This window comes from Paenibacillus taichungensis (assembly GCF_050994985.1).
Taxonomy (GTDB): domain Bacteria; phylum Bacillota; class Bacilli; order Paenibacillales; family Paenibacillaceae; genus Paenibacillus; species Paenibacillus taichungensis.
Window position 1 is genome coordinate 4,733,008 of the sequence record NZ_CP194720.1, and the last position, 25,818, is coordinate 4,758,825.

At 47.0% G+C, this 25,818-nt stretch carries 18 protein-coding genes; 9 read left to right on the forward strand and 9 right to left on the reverse strand.

Annotated features, from left to right (window positions below):
- Positions 1–864 precede the first annotated feature (864 nt).
- A complete protein-coding gene (locus ACR1R9_RS21430; RefSeq protein ID WP_090997860.1) occupies positions 865–1,788 on the reverse strand; it encodes an S-layer homology domain-containing protein in 924 nt (307 codons plus the stop codon).
- A gap of 359 nt (positions 1,789–2,147) precedes the next feature.
- On the opposite strand from ACR1R9_RS21430, the gene ACR1R9_RS21435 reads away from it, so the two are divergent.
- From ACR1R9_RS21435 to ACR1R9_RS21445, 3 genes are all read left to right on the forward strand, one after another.
- Positions 2,148–3,890 (forward strand): ABC transporter ATP-binding protein, encoded by a 1,743-nt coding sequence (locus ACR1R9_RS21435; RefSeq protein ID WP_433922770.1) that lies wholly within the window; start codon positions 2,148–2,150, stop codon positions 3,888–3,890.
- A gap of 106 nt (positions 3,891–3,996) precedes the next feature.
- Positions 3,997–5,742 carry an ABC transporter ATP-binding protein gene (locus ACR1R9_RS21440; protein WP_433923670.1) on the forward strand — a complete coding sequence of 582 codons (1,746 nt, stop codon included), beginning with the start codon at positions 3,997–3,999 and terminating at the stop codon, positions 5,740–5,742.
- A 103-nt stretch (positions 5,743–5,845) separates the two neighbouring features.
- Positions 5,846–6,361: a hypothetical protein gene (locus tag ACR1R9_RS21445; protein WP_433922769.1), complete on the forward strand. Its 516-nt coding sequence runs from the start codon at positions 5,846–5,848 to the stop codon at positions 6,359–6,361.
- A gap of 13 nt (positions 6,362–6,374) precedes the next feature.
- Here ACR1R9_RS21445 and ACR1R9_RS21450 read toward each other — a convergent pair whose 3' ends face one another.
- A complete protein-coding gene (locus tag ACR1R9_RS21450) occupies positions 6,375–6,806 on the reverse strand; it encodes an Lrp/AsnC family transcriptional regulator (RefSeq protein WP_175383622.1) in 432 nt (143 codons plus the stop codon).
- A 127-nt stretch (positions 6,807–6,933) separates the two neighbouring features.
- Here ACR1R9_RS21450 and ACR1R9_RS21455 point away from each other — a divergent pair, with 127 nt between their 5' ends.
- Entirely contained in the window at positions 6,934–7,707 is a 774-nt protein-coding gene (locus tag ACR1R9_RS21455) for an MBL fold metallo-hydrolase (RefSeq protein WP_326064944.1), read from the forward strand.
- Between the two features lie 203 nt (positions 7,708–7,910).
- Here the strand turns inward: ACR1R9_RS21455 and ACR1R9_RS21460 are convergent, their stop codons facing one another.
- The gene (locus tag ACR1R9_RS21460) at positions 7,911–9,416 is read right to left on the reverse strand and encodes an alpha-N-arabinofuranosidase (protein WP_433922768.1); all 1,506 of its coding nucleotides are present in this window, start codon (positions 9,414–9,416) and stop codon (positions 7,911–7,913) included.
- A 179-nt stretch (positions 9,417–9,595) separates the two neighbouring features.
- Between ACR1R9_RS21460 and ACR1R9_RS21465 the strand changes: the two genes are divergently transcribed.
- Positions 9,596–10,504: an ArsR/SmtB family transcription factor gene (locus ACR1R9_RS21465; RefSeq protein ID WP_433922767.1), complete on the forward strand. Its 909-nt coding sequence runs from the start codon at positions 9,596–9,598 to the stop codon at positions 10,502–10,504.
- Between the two features lie 87 nt (positions 10,505–10,591).
- On the opposite strand, the gene ACR1R9_RS21470 is transcribed toward ACR1R9_RS21465, so the two are convergent.
- From ACR1R9_RS21470 to ACR1R9_RS21490, 5 genes are all read right to left on the reverse strand, one after another.
- Positions 10,592–11,371: a C40 family peptidase gene (locus ACR1R9_RS21470; RefSeq protein WP_076290193.1), complete on the reverse strand. Its 780-nt coding sequence runs from the start codon at positions 11,369–11,371 to the stop codon at positions 10,592–10,594.
- A 425-nt stretch (positions 11,372–11,796) separates the two neighbouring features.
- Positions 11,797–15,072, reverse strand: a complete 3,276-nt coding sequence (locus tag ACR1R9_RS21475) for a glycoside hydrolase family 48 protein (protein WP_433922766.1) — start codon at positions 15,070–15,072, stop codon at positions 11,797–11,799.
- A gap of 76 nt (positions 15,073–15,148) precedes the next feature.
- Positions 15,149–18,142 (reverse strand): glycoside hydrolase family 9 protein, encoded by a 2,994-nt coding sequence (locus tag ACR1R9_RS21480; RefSeq protein WP_433923669.1) that lies wholly within the window; start codon positions 18,140–18,142, stop codon positions 15,149–15,151.
- Positions 18,143–18,471: 329 nt separating this feature from the next.
- On the reverse strand, positions 18,472–20,208 hold the full coding sequence (locus ACR1R9_RS21485) for a methyl-accepting chemotaxis protein (protein WP_231952684.1): 1,737 nt from the start codon (positions 20,206–20,208) through the stop codon (positions 18,472–18,474).
- A 202-nt stretch (positions 20,209–20,410) separates the two neighbouring features.
- Positions 20,411–20,962, reverse strand: a complete 552-nt coding sequence (locus ACR1R9_RS21490) for an undecaprenyl-diphosphatase (protein WP_076290195.1) — start codon at positions 20,960–20,962, stop codon at positions 20,411–20,413.
- Between the two features lie 184 nt (positions 20,963–21,146).
- On the opposite strand from ACR1R9_RS21490, the gene ACR1R9_RS21495 reads away from it, so the two are divergent.
- Positions 21,147–22,136, forward strand: coding sequence for an LCP family protein (locus ACR1R9_RS21495; RefSeq protein WP_175383619.1), 990 nt, complete (start codon positions 21,147–21,149; stop codon positions 22,134–22,136).
- A gap of 161 nt (positions 22,137–22,297) precedes the next feature.
- Positions 22,298–23,548, forward strand: a complete 1,251-nt coding sequence (locus ACR1R9_RS21500; protein ID WP_310852130.1) for an acyltransferase — start codon at positions 22,298–22,300, stop codon at positions 23,546–23,548.
- A gap of 51 nt (positions 23,549–23,599) precedes the next feature.
- On the opposite strand, the gene ACR1R9_RS21505 is transcribed toward ACR1R9_RS21500, so the two are convergent.
- Entirely contained in the window at positions 23,600–24,331 is a 732-nt protein-coding gene (locus ACR1R9_RS21505; RefSeq protein ID WP_310852129.1) for a hypothetical protein, read from the reverse strand.
- A gap of 220 nt (positions 24,332–24,551) precedes the next feature.
- On the opposite strand from ACR1R9_RS21505, the gene ACR1R9_RS21510 reads away from it, so the two are divergent.
- Positions 24,552–25,499 carry a hypothetical protein gene (locus ACR1R9_RS21510; RefSeq protein WP_433922765.1) on the forward strand — a complete coding sequence of 316 codons (948 nt, stop codon included), beginning with the start codon at positions 24,552–24,554 and terminating at the stop codon, positions 25,497–25,499.
- 36 nt (positions 25,500–25,535) lie between these two features.
- Positions 25,536–25,796 carry an NHLP leader peptide family RiPP precursor gene (locus ACR1R9_RS21515; protein ID WP_240343015.1) on the forward strand — a complete coding sequence of 87 codons (261 nt, stop codon included), beginning with the start codon at positions 25,536–25,538 and terminating at the stop codon, positions 25,794–25,796.
- Positions 25,797–25,818: the final 22 nt, after the last annotated feature.

Sequence of the window (25,818 nt, forward strand, 5' to 3'; positions counted from 1 at the left end):
GACTCATTTCCCTCTTGAAGTTGTCGTTTAGAGTAGCTTCGCATGAACTTGAGAGATGTCCGATCTGAATGAAAGTTGAGAAACAGACCTTAAAGTCAAAACCCACATATGTTTAGGAAAGAGGTATTCCATGTGTGTAGGTCGCATTCTGGATTCACATCGGTCATACAGGTCGCAAGGTCTTAGCATGCTCTGCCCATCGACATCTTGAATGTAATAGAAGTTCCTCTTCATTGCTACTTTGTTTCTCCCCCTTTTCTTATGCATTTGTCTTCCTTCTCTACCTGATGCTTAGAAAAAGTGATAAGGATAGATTTAATTCAATCACATAAATGTAATATTATCTATCATATATTTACCACCTGCATCAAGCACCCTTATGGCTTGGCTTTATTCTATGAGTTTCTTCCCCGCTCGGTAAATATGTCGTTTTTATCCTTGACTACAATGCACACAAACGTAGATAAACACTGGGTATATCCAGTCATATATGTTGATTTTGCACATGACATGGAGAGCTGGAATGAATGATAATTTTTGGATCAGGCCAGAAAAAAAGCCGCTCCGTTAACACGAAGCAGCTTTATCACCTATATAGATATTGATTTACATCTTATAAATGATAATTTAAATGTCATATAAAATTACACAAATTAACTCAATCCTACTTTTCTAATCACCTATGAGTCACAAAATATAACATACATAAATAGAATTATTACATTTCAGTCGGACTACTCAAGATTCGGACTGAAAGACAGCCCCTCTCCCTACGCAAATTCTTCATATCGATCGTCGGTTTCAGAAAGAAATCAAAAAAAAGCGCGCTCCGATCAAGGATCGAAGCACGCTGGTAAGGCTTGATTATTTTCCAGAAGGCTGTGCTTCTGCAGTGTATCCTGTTGGAATGTCTGTCTCTGCGGTAACATCGGTAATAACCATTGGATACATCATGTCCGGGTCAGGTTGGATAATGGTATACAGCACAATGGCACGTCCATCCTTCTCCAGTTTCACATCTTCAATCTTCAACCCATAACCAGGATGAGGCATTTGTGCGGTCAGTTTGACTTTTACCGTCTTGTCATCCACTTTGGTTGATGTCACGGTAGGCACAATCCCTTGTTGGCCTTCGCCTGGATTCGTTGGAGTCGGTTCTGTCGATCCGCCATTGCCGTGCTTATCTACGAATTCAAGTGCATTGAAGATCATGCTTGCAGCCTCCATACGGGTAAGCGACTGATCTGGACGGAAGTTCCCGTCCTTATCCAGTTCAATGATGTCCATGTTCAGCAGGTTCTGGACCGCAGATTTGGCGTCCTTACCGATTTTATTTTCGTCCTTAATATCATTATACAGCATGATCACCGGATATTCTCCGGTTGTATTGATCCCTTCAAGGAGCAAAATGGCAAACTGCTCACGCGTCATTTTGGCCTGTGGATTCAACTCCACCGGAATGGACAGACCATTCTGTGTTGCAGCCTGAACGGCATCGGCGTACCAGGTCGTTGGACTAATTTTATTTTGTGCCGAGGCGGCAGCGTATTCATTTTTCAGACCAAAAGCGTTCACGATCAGTTGAACACCTTGTGGCTCGGACAATGCTAGATCTGGACGAAACAGATCCGCCGTTACTCCATTAACAACACCCTTGGCATGTAACGAGTCCACAATCGTTTTTTGTCCTTCATCTTTTACATCCGAAAATGCAAGTACCGATGCACCTCCTGCCGTCAAAGACACACAGAGCGCAAGCGTTGCAGCCAATCCTTTTTTATGTTTCATTTCTTGGCACCTCCATATTTAGTAAACCCAATTTTTGACCTCTTCAATCCTACAGACGGGAGACTCTCCTGAAATGTTTCAGTAAAATCAACATCTGGTGAATAAATGACGGAAATACTGCATATATCCCTTACTCTGCGGGCGCTGATCTGCTTTCTTTCCATTATGCTTGCTTGCTTCGTTGACATCCTTACCGATTAGCGCAAAAATAAGAATAGAGAATTCTATCGAATGACGGATAAACAGCAAACCGGATCGCATAAAGTAAGAGGGCACGACGCGCTATTATCAGGTGTCGGCCCTTTTCTTGACTCCGATTCCAAACCAACTTTTACCCTGAACAAAGGAGAACAAATCTTATGTCCAAGAAAGGATTACTACGAGGCTATGTCATTGCCAACTGGCCCGTATATCTGTTCGCTGTACTACTGATTATTGCCTCCAATGTGGGTCAGGCGTCCTTGCCCCGAATTCTGGGCAGCTTCACGGATCAACTCATGCAGAACACCCTTCAGATGAATACGGTCATCCGGTACAGTCTTTCGCTTTTGGCTATAGCCATCGCTTATAATCTGTTATTCGGTACCGGGCAATTCATGATCATGAAGCTTGGACGCCGCTTCGAATTCATGACACGTGAGCGCATTTTCGGCAAGTTTTCCGAACTTAGCGAGCACTATTTTTCCAAACAGGGAAATGGGAAACTGCTCAGTTACGTCATGAATGATGTCACCTCTGTACGTGAAGCCATCTCCAACGGCGTCACCATGATGACCAATGCAACATTTCTATTATTATCTTGCATCGTGATGATGCTGCTCAGCGGAATCCCGATAGAACTTATTCTGATCAGTATTGTGCCTTTGCTGGCCATTCCCTTTCTGGTCGTTTTTTTCGGTCCGCGAATTCGCAAGCGCTCTCGTGATGTGCAGGATGCTCTTGCAACGATGACGGAATCCGCAGAGGAACAGCTGGGTGGTATTCGTGTAACCAAAACATTTGCCATTGAAGACAGCGCCCGTGAACGTTTTGGATTCACAGTAGATGCAATCAAAAGCAAACAGCTGCGGCTTGTTCGTCTGTCCTCTCTATTTCAGGCCTTGCTACCGCTACTGGGTGCCATTTCATTGGTTGTCTCCCTGCTTGTTGGCGGAATTTTGACGATGCAGAACTCCATTACACTCGGAAGTTTTGTTGCATTAACGCTATATTTGCGGATCATCATGGGACCGCTTCAACAAATCGGTAATGTGATCAATACCATGCAGCGTTCTGGAGCATCACTGGAGCGGGTAAATGATCTGTTGACGGAAGTGCCTGACGTGCGCGAGCTTCCCAATGCGACAAGTCTCAAAGCCGTGAACGACATTACGATAGAGAATCTGTCCTTTTCCTATCCCGGCAGTTTATCCCCTGCGCTCAAAAACATCAGTCTGAATATCCAGGCAGGACGAACCGTGGGCATTGTGGGCAGAACAGGTTCTGGTAAAAGTACCTTTGTGAAGCTATTGTTGCGTACATATGAGCCGCGTGAAGGCACGATGCGTATTAACGGAACCGACATCCGGCAGCTGTCGCTGGAAAGTCTGCGATCCCGTATTGCCTATGTACCGCAGGATGGATTCCTGTTCAGTACAACCATTCGGGACAACATCGCTTTTAGCGACCGTGAGGTTCCGCTAGACACCGTAGAGCACAGTGCACGACAAGCGATGATATACGAGAACATTATCCGGTTCCCTGATCGGTTCGATACCCTGCTGGGTGAGCGCGGACTCACGTTGTCTGGTGGGCAGCGTCAGCGCACCAGTCTGGCACGGGGGTTGATCAAAAAAGCGCAGGTGCTCATTCTAGATGACAGCATGAGTGCTGTGGATGCCGTCACTGAAAGTGGCATTCTGCGCAGCCTTCGTGAGATCGGCAAAGGAAAAACAACGCTGATTATCTCCCACCGGATTAGTGCGGTCCGTCATGCCGACGAAATAATCGTTCTGGATGAAGGCCGAATCGCTGAACAGGGAACACATGCAGGTCTGATGGCCGCAAAAGGGTTATATGCTGCAACCTATCGTTTGCAGGAGGAGGGATTACATCATGACTGACCGTAACGCTGAAGTTCGTTCAGATGCCGGAGCACAAGCACCGTCAGGGCATGGGTCCGGTTCCGATGCAGGCGCAGACCAGAGTAAGCGCACTTCCTTCAAAGCGATGATGTCCTACGCCAAACCCCATAAATGGGCCTTCACAGGTATTTTTTTCTGTTCGCTGCTCGGCATCTCCGCCGATTTGCTTCAGCCTTACCTGGTGAAGATCGCGATCGATGATCATCTGGCAATTGGTCAGACTAGTGTAGGCTTTCTTGTCCAGTTGGCAGCTATCTTTTTGGGGCTGGCTGTAATCAGCTTTATTTTTACCTATGTACAAAACAATCTGCTGCAACATGTCGGTCAGAACATCGTCTCTCGCATTCGTAAAGACCTGTTCAAGCATATCTCCAAAATGTCAATGTCTTTCTTTGATCGCTTCCATATCGGCAGTCTGGTGACGAATGTATCTAGTGATACGGAAACGATCAGTAGTTTCTTCACCCAAGTACTGCTTAGTCTCATCCGGGATGGCATGATGCTGGTGCTCATTATCGTCTTTATGTTCCAGCTCGATCCGGTACTCGCAGGGTACTCTCTCATCGTGTTGCCTGTGATCGCCATCGTTGCTGTATTATTTCGGAGCCAGCTACGCAGGGCTTATCAGAATGCCCGAACTCGTCTCTCCCGTTTGATTGCATTTACGGCAGAGAACCTGTCCGGCATGTTTTTGATCCAGGCCTTCCATCAGGAAGAAGAACAGAAGAAAAGATTCACGGAACAGAACCAACTTCACCTGAAGGCCAATATCACACAAGCTCGTTCGAATGTTATATTCAACCGGACGTTTGATATCCTTGGCAATGCGGCGCTCGTTATGATGGTATGGCTTGGAGGACGTGCCGTGCTGGGTGAATCATTGCAGGTGGGTGTGCTCTATGCGTTTATCAGTTACATCCGTCAGTTCTTCCAGCCGATTAACCAGATCACCATGCAGTGGAACACATTCCAGTCGACAACCGTATCCATGGATCGAATCTGGAACATTCTGAGTACTCGTCCAGAAGTCGATGACCCCAAACCCGGGACTGCCTCCACACTTGAACCACGGAACGTGATGGGACAGATTGATTTTAATGATGTTTCATTCGGCTATCGGGCAGATCGCCCCCTGATTCAGCATATGAATCTGCATCTTTATCCAGGTGAAATGGTGGGTATTGTAGGCACAACAGGCGCTGGCAAAAGTACGTTGATCTCCCTGCTCAATCGCTTTTACGATGTGAATCAGGGCAGCATCGAGATCGATGGCGTAGATATTCGCCATTTCCCGCAGGCCAATCTTCATCGGATCGTTGGTCTGATCCAGCAGGAACCATTCCTATTCTCAGGCTCCATCATTGACAATGTACGCATGTTCCGCGAGGATATTACAAGAGAGCAGGCTATTCAGGCCTGCCGTTTCGTCGGAGCACATGCCATGATTTCACGTTTACCGCAAGGGTATGATACTCGTCTTTCCGAACGTGGAAGTGGTCTGTCGGCCGGAGAACGTCAACTGATATCGTTTGCCCGAATCGTGGTCTTTCAGCCCCGAGTGCTTATACTGGATGAAGCAACCGCGAATCTGGATTCGCATACCGAACAATTGGTACAACAGGCGCTGGAATCCGTCTCTCAGGGAAGAACAACGGTTGTTATTGCGCATCGTTTATCTACAGTCATGCATGCAGATCGGATTCTCGTTATGGAGAATGGTGAGATTGTTGAGGAAGGCTCACACCAGAAGTTGATCGATGCTGAAGGAGTCTATGCTGATCTTTACACCCATGCGCGTGAAGCTGGTAATGATTCAGCTATTTCTGGCTAGCTCATCCAACCAAATGGGTTAAATAACGTTGAACGTGCCGCTCTGCGATGCAGGCGGCATGTTTGGTATATTTTCTGGGAAATGATGTTAAGGAGGCGTATTTATGAAACCTGAATTATCCAAATCATCAGAGTCGAAGCTTGAGCATCGACAGATTGCCTACCGCCGTTTCACGGCTATATGGAAAGGAGCAATATGTCTTCTGTTCTTGCTGTTATGTGTCACCCTGTTATGGATCATCTATGACGATCATGCTGGACAACTCGAGACGTTGTATTATTCCATCGCAGCCATTCTTGGCATGTGGTTTATCGGGCCTTTATTTTTTATGTTTCTATCCCGCGCAATCGCGAGTTCTCCTGTGTTATTATCCTGGAATGATGAAGGACTTCATACCCTTAAACGGACCATTCCCTGGAATGAGATTCGTAAAATTGAGCTTGGCTCTCCCGCCTTCAGCAAATGGATATTGTCTGCTTCCCCCATGATTGCCCTGTATTTGAAAGACGGCACCCGGCGTCATATCCAGACCGATCATTTACTAACCAAAAAAGAGCTCAGTCAAGCAGTTGTCCTTCTGCAGGAGACGCTCCGAGAGAAACAGCAACAGGACATCTGAAATCCAGCTGACATCATTCCGACTTTTCGATACCAACAGACAGGTTCATTCTATAATTTCCATACGGTAAAATGGCTTCCAGCAAACTGCCAAGCTGCTCCATTGTTCCTGTGCGTACGATCATCAGATAACAGCCCTCTCCGCTGACACGGTGAACCTCCACGATGTCTTCACGCGCAGCCATAAATTCACGGAAGGCGGCATGTCGGTCGCCGGAATTCAGAAAAATCGTTACAAATGCCTGCAGGCCCAAGCCGAGGCGTTCCGGGTTCCATTTTACCGTATAGCCTTCAATCACACCCAGATCATGCAGCTTACGCACTCTCGCACCTACAGCCTGTCCGGTCAGATGCACCTCTTCGCCGATCTCTTTGTGAGAGCGTTTGGCGTCCCGGATCAGGCTTTTCAGTATGCGTATATCTGTATCATCAATCGTCTCATTCATCTATTTTGCAATCCTTTCAACTTGAAATTAAAGTGGTCTGTTTTCTTTCAGTGTGTTATTTACGCCCATAAACGGGTTGTATAACATATAGGATAATAACATTAATTCCCGAAGGAGTGCAGGTTCGATGAAAATTCAATTGATTCGTAATGCTACATTATGGTTGGAATATGGGGGTCTGAATATACTGGTTGATCCCATGTTGATGGATAAAGAAGTGATGCCTGCTTTCCCGAACACGCCCAATGAATTACGCAATCCTAGAGTCTCCTTACCCGAGACGGAAACGGATTATATGAATCCGGATCTGGTGATCGTTACGCATACCCACCCCGATCACTGGGATGAAGCAGCAGCGAAGCAGCTCCGCAACGATGTACCTCTGCTGTGCCAGCCAGGAGATGAAGCCGTGTTCAATGGAGCCGGATTTACCAACGTTACCGCCGTGGATGAGAAACACGAGTATCATTCTGTCCGTTTTGCCCGCACTTCAGGACAACACGGAACCGGAGAAATCGGCGAACGTATGGGCAAGGTGTCTGGTTTTGTATTGGAAGCTGACGAAGAACCTGTCGCCTATATCGCCGGGGATACCATCTGGTGCGAAGAACCAGCCGAAGCCATTCGTCAATATCAACCTGAGGTGATTGTGGTGAATGCTGGCGGTGCCCGCTTCCTGCAAGGAGATCCGATTACGATGGACGGGCCTGACGTCGCTGCCGTGAAACGCCATGCACCGGATGCACATGTGATTGCTGTGCATATGGATGCCATTAACCATTGCATGATGGCCCGCGTGGACCTCGCGAGTTATCTGGCATCCGAACAATTGGATGGACAGGTGCTCATTCCACGCGACGGCGAGAGCTTTGTATTCGGACCGGATACGGAGTTGAAATAAAGTTCATTGATGAGATGAGTGATTTTTAAAAAATGGAGTCTTCTCTAGTAGTTCTCTCCAAGAAACACGAAAAAGCTGGATGCGATTTGTTCGCATCCAGCTTTTATTTACGTTTATAGTTGAGGAACACAACGATCCCAAGTTATCTCCACCACCGGAGTGCTCAGTGTAACCCTGAATGATTCCTCGACTCATTTCACCTATTATTGAACTTTCAATCGAATTACGTTCCACGAAGCTTTGGCCAGGCTTGCCGTGATCAGTGTATCTGATACTTCTGCATCACCACGATTATGCGGAGCAACGCGATTCGGCTGTGCTGCGGTATTCGCTGCTTTTAGATCATCACTTTCCAGCACAATATGCTCAATCAAGCGGCACTTCCCAAAGCTGCGCAGATCCACTTCAAGTGGAAGTGATTCTTCCAGATGACGGTTTACAGCGAAAACAGTTACTTCACCCTGCTCTTCGTTATGCACCGCAATGCCCTCCAGATAAGGAACATCCGTAATTTGTTTGGTGTCATATTTCGGGGACTGGATCAACGGTACAAGTGCTGTTCCACGTCCAAACACGGAAGCATGCATGAACGGATAGAAGATCGTCTGTCTCCATGCAGCACCACCATTATCGGTCATGATTGGAGCGATCACGTTGACGAGCTGCGCCAGACACGCCATCTTAACTCGGTCCGCATGTTTCAGCATGCTGATCAGCATACATCCCACAAGCAGGGCATCTTCATGGTTGTATACGTCCTCCAACTGTGGCGGAGCAATCAGCCACGGGTCCAGCTTCTTGTCACTTTCATTAGAGTGGTACCAGACGTTCCATTCATCAAAGGACAGGAACATCGTCTTCTTGCTGCGCTTCTTCGCTTTGATATAATCGCAGGTCGCTTTTACCGTCTTAATAAAACGATCCATCTCAAGGGAACGCGCAAGGAATGTTGGCGTATCCTGCTCAGCATTACCGTAATACTGATGGAGCGACAGATATTCAACATGATCATACGTATGATCCAGTACCGTTGCTTCCCATTCCGGGAAGGATGGCATACCCAGGGATGAACTTCCGCATGCAACCAGCTCAATCGTTGGATCTGTCCACTTCATCACTTTTGCCGCTTCAAGTGCAATCCGTCCATACTCTTCTGCTGTTTTGTGACCAATCTGCCACGGACCGTCCATTTCGTTGCCAAGACACCAGGTTTTGATGGCATGAGGCTCTTTGTATCCATGTTTAATACGTAAATCACTATAGTAGGAACCTTCAGGATGATTGCTGTACTCCACGATGTTGCGGGCTGCGTCTACACCCCGTGTTCCCAGATTGACGGCCATCATCACTTCCGAATTCGCCTGTTTGGACCAATCCACAAATTCGTTAAACCCAAATTCATTGGTCTCGATTGTTCTCCAGGCGAGTTCCAGTCTGCGTTTGCGTTCAGACACAGGACCAACAGAATCCTCCCAATTGTAACCGGATACAAAGTTACCGCCAGGATACCGCACAATCGGAACCTGCAGCTCCTTAACCATCTCCAGCACATCTCCACGGAATCCCGCTTCATTTGCTGTAGGATGACCCGGCTCATATATACCACCATATACGGCACGTCCCAGATGTTCAATAAATGAACCATATAAACGTTTATCAACTACGCCAATTGTGAAATCCTTGTCTACCGTCATTTTTGCTTTTTCCATCGTGAAGTTCAGCTCCCTAAGATTAATATAAAAATTAATTGATAATCTATGGATCAACGTTCATATTTATATTAAAATCGATTATGGCACCAATTTCAACCTGAATTTTGCAAAATGTTATTCTTTTGACTGGATTTATGTTTAACTTAATTCTATAAATCAAAAATGGAGGAACAGATGTGATTAGAGCAAATACCGATGCAGAATGGTTGCCCCTATACGAAGCACTCGCGAGTGAAGTGCGTCTGCAGATTATCAGACTTGTCGCGGAGACCCCTATGAACGTGAAGGACATTGCCGCATCACTCGGCCTGAGCAGCGCAATTGTAACCATGCATGTTCGCAAGCTTCAGGATGTGGGCATTATTCAGTCTAAAATGATTCGCAAGGATGGCGGCACGCACAAAATGAACAGCCTGGCAGTCGACTGGATTGGCATCTATATGCCACAGGAAACGGGAGCTTCCCGCAAGCTTCATGAAGTGGCAATCCCTGTCGGGCATTATACCCATTTTGATGTGTATCCAACTTGTGGTCTGGCTACATCCAATCAGGTCATTGGACAATATGATGATCCACGCTATTTTCTGGATCCCGAACGCATGCATGCCCATATTCTCTGGTTTGGACGCGGATTCGTAGAATACAAAATCCCAAACTATATCTTGTCAGGTCAACAGATCAGTGCCATTGAATTGTCACTTGAAATAGGTTCAGAGGCCCCTTCGGTCAACCCAAATTGGCCCTCGGATATTACCTTCATGCTCAACGGAATTCGACTAGGTGAATGGACAAGTCCTGGAGATTCCGGAAATGGACGAGGCATGTTCACCCCGGAATGGTGGAGCGACAGTGTCAATCAATACGGCATGCTCAAAGTGCTGCGTATTACCCATGAGGGCACATTTATTGATGGACAGCTTATGTCCGAAGTTACGCTTGCTGATATTCCCGTGGAACGCAATCAGTGGACATTACGCCTCTCCGTGGAGGAAGATGCGCAGCATGTGGGCGGGTTGACGTTGTATGGTCAAGGATTCGGCAACTATGATCAGGATATTCTGTTCCGTCTGTACTACCAGGACTAATAAACAACAAAAAGAACCTTCCATCCCCCGTATAAGCAGAGATGGAAGGTTCTATATATGTTCATTATTTAATAAGCGTGCTGGAACTTAAAGTGCACTCCCACCAAACAGGAAACGGTACTCCCAATGTTTGCCGGAGATATCACTAATCGTTACACCGCCGCCAGCATTGGAATAAGTGTGCAGAATTTTGCCGTCACCCAGATAAATTCCCGTGTGGGTAATCGTAGCAGTGGATTTGTTCACACTAGAATACGATGAAGCCGAGCTGCCTTTGTAGGACATAAAGTACATCAGGTCACCACGCTTCAGATTTTTCCAATTGGTCTGAACGGTACCATTAGCTTTCACATAAGCACCTTGTTTACGCGAATCGGATGGAAGCTTGATTCCAAGTGCATCAATAAATGCCTGGCGGACAAAGCTTGAACAATCGAACGTAGCCGTACTATTACGACTTGCCCCAAATTCATAAGGCGTTCCCCAATATTTCATACCAGCAGCTATGACTTTCTCTACCGAAGCACTGCCTGTGACTGAACTTCCTGTTGTCGTGTTGCCTTTCACGGCTTGTGTATATTTTGAAGAAGATGATATGTATCCTGTCCGGTTACCGGAGTCCGTAACTTTATACCAGCCTGATCCGGATTTTTGCACTACCGTGACAGTCTCTCCTTTTGGCACCAAACGAACAATGCTTGCGGAAGAAGATGGCGATGTACGCAAATTAACGCCCCAGATGACTTTAACTTTTGAATTATCAACTGCCGCTGCTGATGCAGGTGTCGTTAATGCTCCTGTTGTCAGACTTCCCATCAGCATCGTTGCTGTTACACTTGCAGTAATGATCTTGCTTTTCCAGTTCATGATGTCGTGTTCCCCCTGATGTTACAGAATTTTAACCTGGCCTCATTCGCCGGGCTTGCCCCATTGTAAAACGGGCTGTCCATAACGATCATCAGTCCAAAGTCCTGTATTCGATCAGGCAGGCTTGAGCACTAAGAATCAGGGATACCTCTCACATCAGTTGGCTAAAACTGCCGCAAATCTCTTCTTTTTCAAAGGTTAAATTATTGTAACTATTTGCTGTGCTTCGTTTTAAGCAGAAATGAGACCTAAACCGAGCATCACTTAGGACATGCGCCATACGACCTACATTTTAATATTTAAATTCTATATTTGGTAAACATTACTATGGTTCATTTCCCGATTATGAGTACCTGTAATCCCACAATTATCACAAAAAAGCCGGAGATCTCTCCCCGGCTGTACTGTGTCTCAATATAAATCGATTATGGCTCAATCCCCCAAGCATTAACTCCGCCAATATAAGCGGTCACTTTATTCCAGGCGCTAAAGGACGTTTTGGAAGCATCGAAAGAATAGTCATTGGTCTGATCAAAATTCGTCCAGTTGTTCTTCGAGAAGCGACCCTGGATAATTCCCGTCTCTGCTCCGGCAGCCAGACTGCCTGCCCCGGATTTGAAACCAATCTCCAGATACGTATCCGCTGTCCCTTTAGCCGGATCTACCGTCACAAAGTGAGCTTCAACGTTGGCGCTGCCAATCTGAGCGTAATCACACCAGAAACTCAGATCGGATGCACTATCCTTTGTAAAGTAATACCGCACCTTCACCTGGCTCAGATCCACTGCTGTCGTGCCTGTGTTCTTGATATTGAACTGTGGGGTCACCGCATTGCCTGACGTCCCTGAACCACCATTGCGGTATTGCACTTCAAGTGCACCTGTCGTTACAGGAGGCGCTGTGGGTGTCACCGTCACTACATTGGACAAGGTCTGACCGCTTGCATTCACTGCCACCACTCGGTAATTGTATTCGGTACCGTTCACGGCCGTGGCATCTGTGTATGTCAGTGCCGTCAGACCTGTAGCCAGATCGGCGTAGGTTCCACCCACAACCGAGCGTTGTACCTTGTAACTTGCAGCCCCGGTTGATGCGGTCCATGTTAGCACAGCCTGATTATTGCCTGCCGTTCCTGTAAGGGTTAACACTCCCGGTATGGATGTTCCCGCTTGCGGTGTTGCAGATGCCTGAGCAGAAGGTGCAGATTCACCTGCCGTATTCACTGCGGTCACCACATAATAGTACGTTTTGCCATTGGTCAGTCCTGTATCTGTGAAGGTCGAGCCAGTAACCCCCGTTGCTACGGAAGTATACGGGCCACCGTTTACCTCTGCACGTTTTACCGTGTAAGAAGCGGCACCAGTGGATGCTGTCCAGTTCAGAACAACCTGTTCACTGCCTGCTGTAGCTGTCAGACCAGCTGGAGCTCCCGGCACCTGAATTCCTGGGCTTCCGGCTTCACCCAGGAGACGATCATATTCTCCATACGCGGTAGCCATATCTACCTGTGACCAGAAACGGTGATACGTAAAGGTTGGTGCGCCATTTTCCCATTTTTTCGTTGTTGGATTATAAGACGTTTTGTACAGATTATCCAGATAAGCCCAAGCCGGATCTTGCTTGATGGCCGGACGCAGGTCAGAGTAACCAATGTATACGCCATTACCACCTTTGGCGGGGTCAGAAGGTACGCCAGCTGTACCCGGTATCGTGTTCCCTTGCCCGAAGGTTCCCGTCCAGTTCGCCGGAATGTAGATCTCTTTGGCGAAGAAGCGGAAGTAGTCTTTACGGACTTCTTCGGTGACAATTCCCACACCATCATTGTAATCCCAGGCTGTATTCAGCAGTTTCTCGGCCATATCTTTGGCTTCCTGTCCATTGGTACTGAGTACGCCTCCTTCGGCTTGAGTCCCTGCAGCAAAGAACGTCAGGGCTTTGATATAACTCCCCAGTACGCCTGTGTCCTGAGCAGGATCTTTGGTTACCACATGGAAATTAGGATTATTCGTAAAGGAACTGAACCCATTCCATTTATCCGGTTGCCCCTGCCATTCCTGGCTGCCTGGTATCCAAAATTCGCCTGGTGCAGGTGTAGTTGCAACCTGTGCATTGATACCACCAAGAATACGCTGACCTGCCGCATTCAAATAATATCCTTCAGCATCTGTAACTGGACGTTCATCCACAAACACATAATCCTTGGACCAGTCAATCCACTTGGTAATGACTTTTTTGGCCATCTGGAAGTTCTCAGAGCTGAGGTCCCCGCTCTCGGCAAGAATGTAATACATCTCAGCTACACGCTCCAACGACCAAGCCTGGAAACCAAACCACGTGTTGGAGTCCGGGTCCCGATATACTGGAGCTTCCTGATAAGCCATGTCGTAGAACGTACTGGTTCCAGTAGGATAAGCTTTGTAAGCGCCATCAAAACTGTTCGTCGCTCCCCCTCCAATCGCTCCTTCGTGAGACTGTAGCCAAGTGTAGAATTCCAGTTGGCGCTTCAACGATGCATTCCAATCTGCCTTGGCAGTTGCTGATTTTGGAATCAGGCCGCCTTCCGGATCAGATAAGGCATACGCTGCCACTGGATTCTGGTAAGCCTGATGCGTGTGACTGGCTCCAATCCGCCAAGCCCAGTTCCCACCCTCGCCAAGGCCGCCGCCCCATGAGGTATACCACGCCATCAGATACATATTAGAGTCTTTGCCTGTACCGGCAGTTGGTGTACCGTTCTTGGCACTTCCGATCTTCTGAAAGTACTTGTCGTGCATCCCATAGCGCAGATAGTCACCCATCTTCTTCGCTTTGTCCAGATACGCTGTATTGGTATAGCCCATCTCCTTCGCCCAATACAGTACCTGTACCGCACGTGCGTCAGCATCCGTTGCGTTGGTATAACGCCACTGGGCTGCTGGCGCCTGGGTCTCCTTGGTGAACAGGCTCATGAAACCTTCGCCCGTTTTGCCAAACGTTTTATTGTCCTGGGAAGGATGAGGGATGGCCTCCCACACAGACTCCTGCTCCCCACGCTGGAATGTATTCACGTAAGCTGCCGTATGATTCGGATTCAGCAGGTTACCATAGCCGTACCAATTATCCACATCCAGCAGCCAATGCATCAGGTATGTCTGATTGTTGCCGTAGGAAGCTTTCAACTCGGCATCAAGTGGGTCTTTTCCGGCAGCATATTGACCATTAATGGCAGAAGGATATTGATCCGGATAAGGTTTTTCCGCTGCATAGGTGGCCGGGCTGTTCGGATTGTAATAACTCATCGTAGGCTGCTCTTCCTTGCCGTCACCTTCATTGACTGGGATGATGTATTTCTCCATGCTGTCCCAAGCGGCTTCCAGTTTGGACCAATCACCCGTATAGTGACCGTACATTGTTTCCAGCCAGAGCCAGTAACTGTATGCCTCGGATGTCGTCATGTGCCCATAATCCGGTGCCTCGCTCATCAGCGTTTCAATCGAGTGATACGGAATGCCCTCTGGAGAAAAATAACCGTTCGCCGGGTCCTTCAGTTGATCATACAATTGCAAAAATCGAGCTTCGTTTATTCCGTCCGCCTGAGCATCAATGGTCTGCTCTTCGGCATAAACCGTTTGGGGACCCGCCCACAAGCCGGTGTACCCGGTTAACATAACGGTGCCTGCTAGCATGGCAGACAAACTTTTTTTAGCAGCTGATTTCAACATGTACTTACCTCCCTGGAATGGTGAAATTCAATTAGAATTACTGCGGGTCCTGCCCTTGCTGTTGAACTCCCTTAGGTTACGGCTCCCTACCCCAGACTTTCGTATCTCCCTGAAACCCAGTTACCTGATTCCATGCGGTAAAAGCCGTCTTAGTTGCATCATAGGAATAGTCGTTGCTCTGATCGAAATTGCTCCAATTGTTCTTGGAAAAGCGCCCCTGGATCACGCCCGTCTCCGCTCCAGCAGCCAGGCTGCCAGCCCCGGATTTGAAGCTGATCTCCAGATACGTATCCGCTGTCCCCTTTGCCGGAGTCAGCGTGACAAATTGGCCTTCAATATTGGCCGTGCCGATCTGAGCATAATCACACCAGAAGGTCAGATCGCCTGCACCGTCCTTGGTAAAATAATATCGGAGCTTCACCGTACTCAGATCAATCGCCTGAGTGCCTGTGTTTTTTAGATTAAACTGCGGAGCCACCGCATTGCCGGAAGCACCTGACCCTCCGTTACGATATTGCACCTCAAGCGTGCCCGTCGTGGCCGGAGGCGCACTCGGTGTAACCGTCACGATGTTGGACAACGTCTGTCCGCTCGCATTCACAGCGGCGATTCGATAACTGTACGCCGTTCCATTTACCGCTGTTACATCGATATAATTCAATACTGCCAACCCAGTTGCCACATCGGTATAAGCACCACCTACAACTGAGCGCTGTACCTTATAAGACAAAGCTCCCGTTGCTGCCGTCCAGGTCAGAATCGACTGTGCATTGCCTGAAGTACCGCTTAATGTCAGTGCACCAGGCAGCGATGTTCCAGCCTGTGGCGTGGCAGAGGCTTGTTCAGAACCGGGAGATTCCCCGGCTGAATTAACAGCCGTCACTACATAATAATAGGTTTTCCCGTTCGTGAGCCCCGTGTTCGTGTATGTCGATCCATGCACACCTGTCGCTACAGAAGTATATGGACCGCCATTCACCTCGGCACGCTTCACGGTGTATGATTCTGCCCCAGGGGATGCTACCCAGTTCAGGATTACCTGAGCATTCCCTGACACAACCTGCACTCCCGAAGGTGCAACAGGAGTGACGACCGATGTAACACCTGGTTCCTGACCGTATATCCGTATTCCCGCATCGTAGACTGGGAGATATACACTCTTCGCCACATTGCCTGTGCCCAAGCCCTGGAATGAATGATCATTATTCGCATTCCAGGCGCCTTGCGGGCCGGTAATGCGGAACTGTACCTCTTTGCGATAATGTCCTTCCCCGCCTGGATATATCTTGGTTCCAGTAAAGTCCGCTGTAACAGCGTAGATTCGTTTCGCTGCATCAAACACAACCGGTTGGGATACGGTAGCCCCCTCGGCATATGCGGTTGTAACATGGACATCGGAAACGGTGTATCCTGCAGCATAAACTTCACTCAGATCCAGGAAATAACGAAAAGACAACTTATCCCCCATCCGCGCAGGCCAGGCTGAACGATTGTTCAGTTGAGCCTTGATTTCCGTGTAATTGGAACCGGATGCCTTCACAGCAGCTTCGACAAAGAACTCATCTGTCTTCACTTCCGGAGCCGGAAAATTCGCGATGGGCTGATCATTCTGGCCGAATAACAGATTCATTTTGGCTAACGCGCCTGTAAAGCCTGCATTGTAATCGGTTGCCACCTCATTGCTGACATAGTCCCCAATGGAATCGGTATAGGCATCCGTTCCATCCGGTCCCCCAACCATCGCGCCGTATAACGTGTGACGGTGCTCTGAAGGTACATTTTCATTGTTCGTCCATGAACTGTGGGAGGTCCGGTGATGAGGGTGCTTAGGCGGATTCTGACCATAACCGACCACATAACTACTTTGGCGAGGATTATCTCCCAGAATGTAGTTCATTTGAGAGACGGCAAAGTCCTGATACCTCGCCTTCTTCACCGGATCACTGACCCAGTCGGAGTACACAAAAGCAATAAACGATGCATTCGCTGCATACCGGAGTGATCCCCATGTATCAAGCCAGGCAAGCCCGCCCGGTGTATACTTAATCCTTTGTCCATTCGTGCCTACAGACCAATAATCCAGATTGCGCTCCGTGGATTGAATGAACCGCGTCGCTTCCGGCATGTTCAGACTCGAAGTAATGCGGGCCAGCAGAATCTGTGCTCCGTAATGTTTGTCATCCCAGCCTTGGGTCCATGTATAGGCCCAGTTCCCGTTCTGTCCATCCGCTTGCCACAGATTCGCCGTAGCAATCGCTTTGGACAAGTAAGCGCTATCATTTGTCGCCATATATAACCATGTTGCTGCCCAGGCGAGTTCATCATAGTAACCTGTCCATGAATTGTAGAACGATTGAGCATCTGTAATGCAATCCGAGTATTTGCCTCGATACGTATCCGCGAAGTTGTAAAGTTCCTTCGCATGCTGAAGCAGTTTGTTGGCATAAGCCGGGTCACTGTCACGGAACACAATGGATGAAGAAGCGAGTGCAGCTGCAGTTTCTCCCGCAAGTTCACTTCCCGGACAGGATGCATCGATCTTATAAGCAGGACGGTTCATCTGCATCACTTCAGCAGGGCCCCACCAGGCATGGTCTGTATTGCCTGCTCCAACCTGTCCCCATAATTCATTTGGTTTCGTATGCGCTTTCACAAAATAGTCTGTAGCCCATCTCAAGTTATCCTTAATCTGCTCCAGTTGCCCTGCCTGCTCGTATCCCTCACGGTATTCCACAACAGACCAAGCTAACATCGTAGCCGAATAGGCCATGGGCAGACCAAATTTCACATGATCTCCAGCATCGTACCACCCTCCGGTCAAATCAACCCCAACATCCGCTCCATCATTTAATCCAGAATCACCACGCCATTCCACCCGATTGTCTTCGGGCAAAATCCCTGAACGCTGTGTTTCATAGAAATAAACCGCCTTTTGTAATGCCTCCGCATAGTTATGATTCCCGGCAGCCGCATCTGCCTTACCACTCCATGCCTGTATGGATGTACTTCCTGCCAGTAGCCCTACCGATAACGCGAGGATAGCGATTCGTCTCCACCAGCTTCCCTTCATCTTCAACCATTCATCTCCTTTTGCAATAGTCGTCTCGTAATTTTCCAATTACACTGATGTCATGACCCGCTCCTTTCTATGGTGTGACTCCATGTATTTCCACCATTAATTACCATTATATCCTTTTGCTCCAGTTGCAATATCAGCGCTGGTGACTTCTGAAATAACATTGTTGTGACATGTTTGGGTAGTGATATGACAAAAAAGACTGCCCTCATATCGCTTGAACGCAATATGAGAAACAGTCCTGATATTTTGAATAACCCGTGCTACAGGTTGCATGATGATCCATGGTACTATCCAGTCTGAACACCCTACTTTTGGATCGTTTACACTCTGAATTTGTTGATTTGCTCCTGCAACTCTTCAGCCATTTTGGACAAAGAACCTGCGGAGGAAGCGATCTCTTCCATCGAAGCCAGCTGCTGCTGGGTTGCTGCGGATACATTATGCACCCCACCTGCTGCTTCTCCAGCGATGTTAGAGATCTGATCCACATACCCTACAACTTCATTCGTACTTGCTGACATTTCCTCCGAACCTGCAGATACTTCCTGGATTTCACCAGCGACCTTGTTCACTGCATCCGAAATCTGCTCAAAGGCTTGTCCAGCCGCTGTTACAATCTCAATGCCGGCTTCCGTTTCATTGCTGTTCACTTTCACAGCCTGCACGGCATGATCTGTATCCTTCTGAATCAATTGGACAAGATCCGTAATCCGCTGCGCGGATGTAGAAGACTCCTCTGCGAGCTTCCGTACTTCTCCGGCTACAACTGCGAAGCCACGTCCGTGCTCACCTGCACGTGCCGCTTCAATTGCTGCATTCAATGCAAGCAGATTAGTCTGACGGGCAATATTGTTGATAACCTCGGTAATGGTACCAATCTCTGCGGAACGTTCTCCCAACCCTGTAACCAGTTCTGTCAGTGATGCAATGGAGTTGCGAACAGATCCCATCTGTTCAACAGCCTGCTGAATAATCATATTTCCTTCGGCTGACTGATTCGCTGCATCAACAGCAGATACGGATACACTTTGAGCAAGCTCAGCGATTTGTTCCGAACCAAGAGCCATCTCACTCATCGCCTGTGAAGAACGTTTCACCATATCTACTTGATCCGATGTGCCTACAGCCAATTCCTCAACCGTCTCGGAGATCTGTTCCGACGCCCTTGTATTCTGCTCAGCACTCGCGAGAAGTTCTTCCGAGGAAGCGGCTACCTGTTCGGATGTCATCGATACAGATTGAATCATCTCCCGCAGGTTACCAGTCATCACATTGAAGGAATCGGCCAGCGTTCCCAGCTCATCCTTGTTCTTGAGAACAATCTTCTCACTGGTCAGATCCCCATCTGCAATCAACATCGCTGCTGCATTCATCTTCTGAATTGGACGCGAGATGATGCTTGCAATGAAGAAGGCAATAAACATGGCCACCAGGAAAGCAACAATAGTGACTCCCAATATAATATTAAATGCTTGTTCAGCAGACTCAACCGATGTATTCGTTGCTGCATCCGACAGTGAGTTCCCCATCGTGATTAATTGGGCAATGGTATCATTCGCTGTATACCATAACGGATAGGCCTCTGAATGCAGTCTGCTGGCTTCTTCGTAATTGTTAGCCATGCCCAATTTCATAAATTCCGGCATTTTCGCCAAATACGCCTCATAGTTCGTGCTAAATGTATTGTACATTGCCACTGCTTCGGTATTGTCCGAGATGAGTGAAACCAGTTCCTTGCGCTCAATCGCAATCTTGGCTTGGAGCTGTTCCAACACTTCATTCATCTTGGTGATTTCAGTTGGATTTGTTTCGACAATTACGGCAAGAGCAAGCCGCTCAACGTCCGAAATATCACCATTCATCATCCCAAGCAGGCTCACACTGGGCATCCACATCTTATCGATTTCATCGGCCTTTTTGGACATATCATGAATTTGGGTTAACGCATAAATGCTTACAAAAGCCAGTAAAGCCACTACCATTAGAAATCCAGTCAGTAATTTCATTCGAATTGTTAATCTCAATTTCCCCTTCACGTTTCCCCGCGTATCTTTCATGTTCCCCACTCCTCAACTAGTACATATTTATAGTATATCGACACGTATCGTCATGAATTGTATATATGAGAATTCGATTTTTTGTAAATTTCAGTTAACTTCGAAATAAACACAAAAAAAACCTTAAGTCTTTGGCTCACCAAAGACTTAAGGCTTTCATATCCGAAACTTCTCTTCCAATCCCTACTATATTCAACCATTTCTAACGGAAAATCCGCCGATGAATGTTAATGAAGAAATCAGGAATCGACTTGGTATAATTACGCGTAGCAATCAAGATTACACTGACCAGGCTACCCAGAATAAATCCACCGAGGATATCCCCAGGATAATGTACACCTACATAAACCCGCGACACTCCTGTCAGCACAGCAAGCAACAGCATCCACATACCGAAGCGACGTCCAATAAAAAACGAAGCTGCAGCTAGCGCAAATACAAAGGAAGCATGTTTACTTGGAAAAGATGGATCTGGCACATGCGGAACCAGTTGATTCACCGTGCCTTCCATAAACGGCCTTGGATGACCTACCACAGGTGAAATTCCCCATTTTGCCAGAACAAGTGCTACGATTGAAGCTACACACGCATAAAACACAATTCGTTGCTTCGACGGGTTGCCAAGAAACCACACAATCACAAGAAGCCCTATCATAACCCAAACGGCATATTCAGCGGATGTAATCATAAACCAGTCCAGAAACGGAATACGATCAGCAAACTGGTTGATCCAATTAAATACAGATTGATTCATAACAGTCGTTTAATACCTCCATTACACAAATCACGATTATTTTTTACATAATAAATATACACTAACTATTTGTCAAACATGTAGCCTAGTAACCGAACTTTCGAAATCAAAGAGGACATTTCTCTTACTTTTTGTTAAACTAGTTTGGGTTACATAATAGTTCATTCATAGAAAGGTGAAGATTATGCTTAAGAAATGGTTATGGGGAACATCCCTAACCCTGGCACTTGCCATAGCCGGTGTCATTGTATATTACGGATACTCGATCGTTCATTTTGCCAATAGCATCTCAACTGCTTCCGAGACTTCCACTTCTGACACAAACCAAAATACGGACACTCCAACCACCCCTGTTCCTAAATGGGAAGGGAAGGAACGAGTTAACATTTTGCTGCTTGGAGGTGACACCAGAGGGGATGATGCCGGCCGTTCAGATTCGGTCATGGTCGCTTCCATTGATCCGGTATCCAAGAAAGCCCATCTCTTCTCTGTTCTGCGTGATACATATGTTGATATTCCGGGACACGGAAAGAGCAGACTCAACGCGGCCTTCTCCTACGGCGGAGCGGAATTAACCAAACAAACGGTCGGTGACTTGCTCGGCATCCCTATCCAGCACTACGTGTATACCGATTTTATCGGATTTATGGCGCTGGTTGATGCTGTAGACGGGATCGATATTGATGTAGAGAAAGACATGTATTATACCAGCAAAGCAGATAAACATATGTACGATATTGATCTCAAAAAAGGACTTCAGCATATGGACGGTAAGACCGCCCTCCAATATGTCCGATTCCGGCATGATGCCACATCAGACTTTACGCGTACCGAACGGCAACGGATTTTCATGACTGAGCTGGCCAAGAAGATGCAAAGCACGACTTCACTCTTCAAGATTCCTGAAATATTGGAAGCTGTCGCTCCATATATCGAGACAGACCTCAGTCCAACACAGATGTTAAAATTAGCTTCGCTCGGATTCGATATTAACGTGAATGAAATCGATAAACAGCAGATCCCTCCTAACAAGCTGCTTACCAATGAGCTTGCAGGCTCTGCCCAGGTACTCGGTGTTAATAAACCGAAACTTCAAGCATACATTCAGAATTTGTTTGAGGAAGATGCAAAATCTTCAGAGGATGAATCAACAAAAGTACAAGACTTAAACTAAATGGAATGGAAACAAAATGAGGCAGGTATCGCAAAGATACTTCGACTAAAAGATGGCTGCTGCCATCTTTTTTTGTACCTATTTCCCCCATTTAATGCAGTCTTAATGTTTAACAGGTACCCTTAAATGATGAATTCCGGTTACACGAAGGAGGAATACACGTGAATAAACCGCGAATCGTGGAATGGACTCAACTGCGCGCCCTTGCATTTCTCGCTATTGTGATGCAGCATAACATTGCAGAATATATATATCGCGCTGATATTGAACAACCTGATTCCATCATGCTGACCATGATTTATCATCTGACTCGTTTTGGTACACCGACATTCGTCTTTCTCTCCGGTGTAATGCTGTTCTATCATCATAGTCATGCCAAACCGGATTACCCCAAGTTTATCCGTAAGCGGTTTGGAGATATCTATGTGCCCTTTGTGGTATGGACATTCATCTATTGGTTGTTTGTCCGGATATTCACGCCAAAGTTCTGGAGTTCGGGTATGCCAGACTTCCGTAGTCTTGTTCGTGAACTCTTTCTCCCCCAGACAGGATATCATCTGTGGTTTGTAATTATGGTGTTTCAGTTCTATATTCTGTTTCCCCTGTTTCTTGCGGGAGCCAAGTTCATTCAGAAACGTATTGAAAAAGTTACACGCTTCACCCCAATGCAATCCGTCATCACGCTGATTCTCATTGGGATGGCATTATACACTTTACTTATGAAATGGTCCTACTACGATATGGGCGGATGGACAGCTTCCTTACCCCAACCTTGGTCGGGTTTGCTGCAGTATCGCTCTTATTCATGGGTTATGTACTGGTTTTACTTTTTGTTGGGCGCAGTCTGTGCCTGGTCAGTGGATAGTTGGAGAAGTTGGACCGCAAAAGTATTGCCCTGGATGGTCTGTCTGTTTATCGGCATGTACATGTGGCTTGGGTATGATGTGCTGCGGGGATCGGGTGATGTCGTTAACCTGAATATATCAACCTATCTGAAACCAACAACATTCATCATCATCATGGCCCAGATGTTCATGTTCTATGGGTTCCTTGTACTGCTGCGTGGCAAAGATTCACCATTTCAGCGTCTCCTGACGTGGATTGGCCGATATTCCTTTGGTGGCTATCTGGTTCATGCACTGGTTATCTACTGCATTGCGTATATTACCCGACCACTTACGCTAACCGGATGGCATCTACCGATTACATTGCTTTCGTTTCTTGTCACCGTGGCAACGTCTCTTGCAATCAGCTGGGGACTTTCCCAACTTCCTGGCTCTCGCTTCACCATAGGATTACAACGGAAGAAACGCCCAAGTCCCCGTTTGCATGATACTGTTTCTGCAATCAGAACAAGTTCACCCGAGCGTAATCCGTCAACTAGCGCAAATCGCAGTCTGGAAACCAGATAATCCTGGTTGAATATAGAAGAAGCGTCTCCCTTCGTGGAAGACGCTTTTTTCTTACTTCACTTCTGTGGAAGCGGATCGACCGGGTACAGGTTCGTGAGGACCAGGAGCTTGATGTGCATTGCCCTTCTGATTAACGAACCTTTTCAGGTCACCCGTCAACTGCTCCTTCAGCTTGTCTACCAACTGCGTTTCACTGATGCCTTTTGCCTGAGCAATCTCAGCTAGTGATTTCCCACTTTGAAGCTGCTGATGGAGCTGCTCCGGGGTGATGCCGAGAAAACGTGCAATAGCGCCCTTGTCCATCATTGGATGTCTGTTGCCATGGTGAGCGAACTCACGTCTTAACTCCCGCAGTGGTGTGTTGATTACCTTCTTCAGCTTCGTATCCATACCTGCTTTGGCTGCTGCTGCCTGCTCTTTTGTGAGACAGCCTTCTTCGGCTGCTTTATCCAATCGCTGAGAGAGCGAAGGCTTCAGCTTCTCCAACAATTGATTTTCACTAAGTCCCTTGCGTTCCTTAGCAATCTGAGTCAACGTTTTGCCAAGCTCCATCTGTTCCTTTAAATCACGGAGCCCAATACCGAGCAGGTCTGCGGTTTCTCCAATCATAAACAGGCCATGACCTGCTTGCATGCATGGCTTCTTCTGGTTTGTGGAGGAGGATGGTGTAGCCCCATCTTCAACAGATCCATTTGGATCAGCGGATGCCGTATAGCCGGTTGATGCTGTTATAAATACGGCTGCCAGTCCGGCTGCCACCCATTTTTTCCATCTGTATTTCATTTCTCTTCTTCCTTTCATATGTCAAAATCTTGTGCTCTCTTAGTTTGAGCCTAACTTCCGCTTTTTTATGCCATAAAAATACAAAATGTCATTGTTTTTTTCACAATTCATCACAAAACCTCCTATTTTTTTCAATTCATTTCCGGTATACTGAAAGTAACTTCATGATCTAGTCGAAAAGTCCTTAATTACTTTATTATGGGAAGGGCGTAACCAAACGATGCGGAGAGAATGGTTTGATCCGTTTAGATCCGATGTGGAGGTGGTGTTCGCTGCAGCAGAGCAGCTGGTACAGAAATATCCTGAACCAATGTCAGAACATGCACTAGAACAACTTCATTCGGTCAATCCGTTGTTACGAGATTCAGGTCACAGCTACATCGGTTACATTATTCCATTGTGGATGCAGCTCTCAGATGGTCTACCTCCAGAGAAGGCACACAAACTAAGTACTGCTTGTCTCCTGCATATGCTATATTTTCTGAATCAGGATGAAGTTATGGACGAACAGCCAGAAGATGTAACACTGAAATTATCACTGGGTAATCTTTACTACGTGGATGCGATCTGTGCCTATTCAGAGCTATTCAGCCTTTCTTCCCCGTTCTGGACGTATTTCAGACAGTATGTGGAGGATTGGGCCATGAGCGTCACCGGTGAGAATTCCATCGATTATTTCAAGAGAAGCCCGCTATTAATCGCCCAAAAAGCCGCCCCACTTCAACTTGGAGCTGCTGGCTCACTCCTTCTTTTGGAACAGGAGCGTCGCATTACTCCGGTATGTTCTGCCGTCAACATTGCACTGATGACTCTCCAGATGACAGATGACTTCACAGACACGAAACAAGATGCTGTGCATGGAAATTACAACAGCTTCCTCTCCCACATATCCGCAGCACTGGAACATAACTACCCAGCTCATCCTGTAAGCGAACGTGTACATGATAATGTATACAATACCCAATTGATGAACTCCTATGTAGACATTGCTCAGCAATATAACATCAGACTAACATCTTCTAACTCGGGAATTTCGCATCTCGAAGCATTTAATTCCTACTTATGCGGCATTCTGGGACAAACTGTTCACGACATTGAACAACACAAAAAAATGCTTTTTCAAGGCGGGTTTCATTACTGGATCAGCGAGAAACAACATTTGTCCTAATCACCAAAGAAGAGCTGATACAGTTGAATTTTAAATATGAAGGGAATGTTGACGATGATGGTATCAGAGAAAACGTTGCACGAGGATATTATTGAAAAGGCCTGGACTGATGAGCACTTCAGACAACAACTGCACTCCAACCCGAAGCAAGCGCTTCGCGAAGCATTTGGCATTGATATTCCTGAACACATTCAAGTCCGTACCGTTGAAGAACAACAGAACGATTATGTTCTCGTGATTCCTCCCAATCCATCCAAAGTGGATTATGACGTAAATTGCGGACCGTGGAGAAGCTAAACGGATTAGATTGAATATGTGA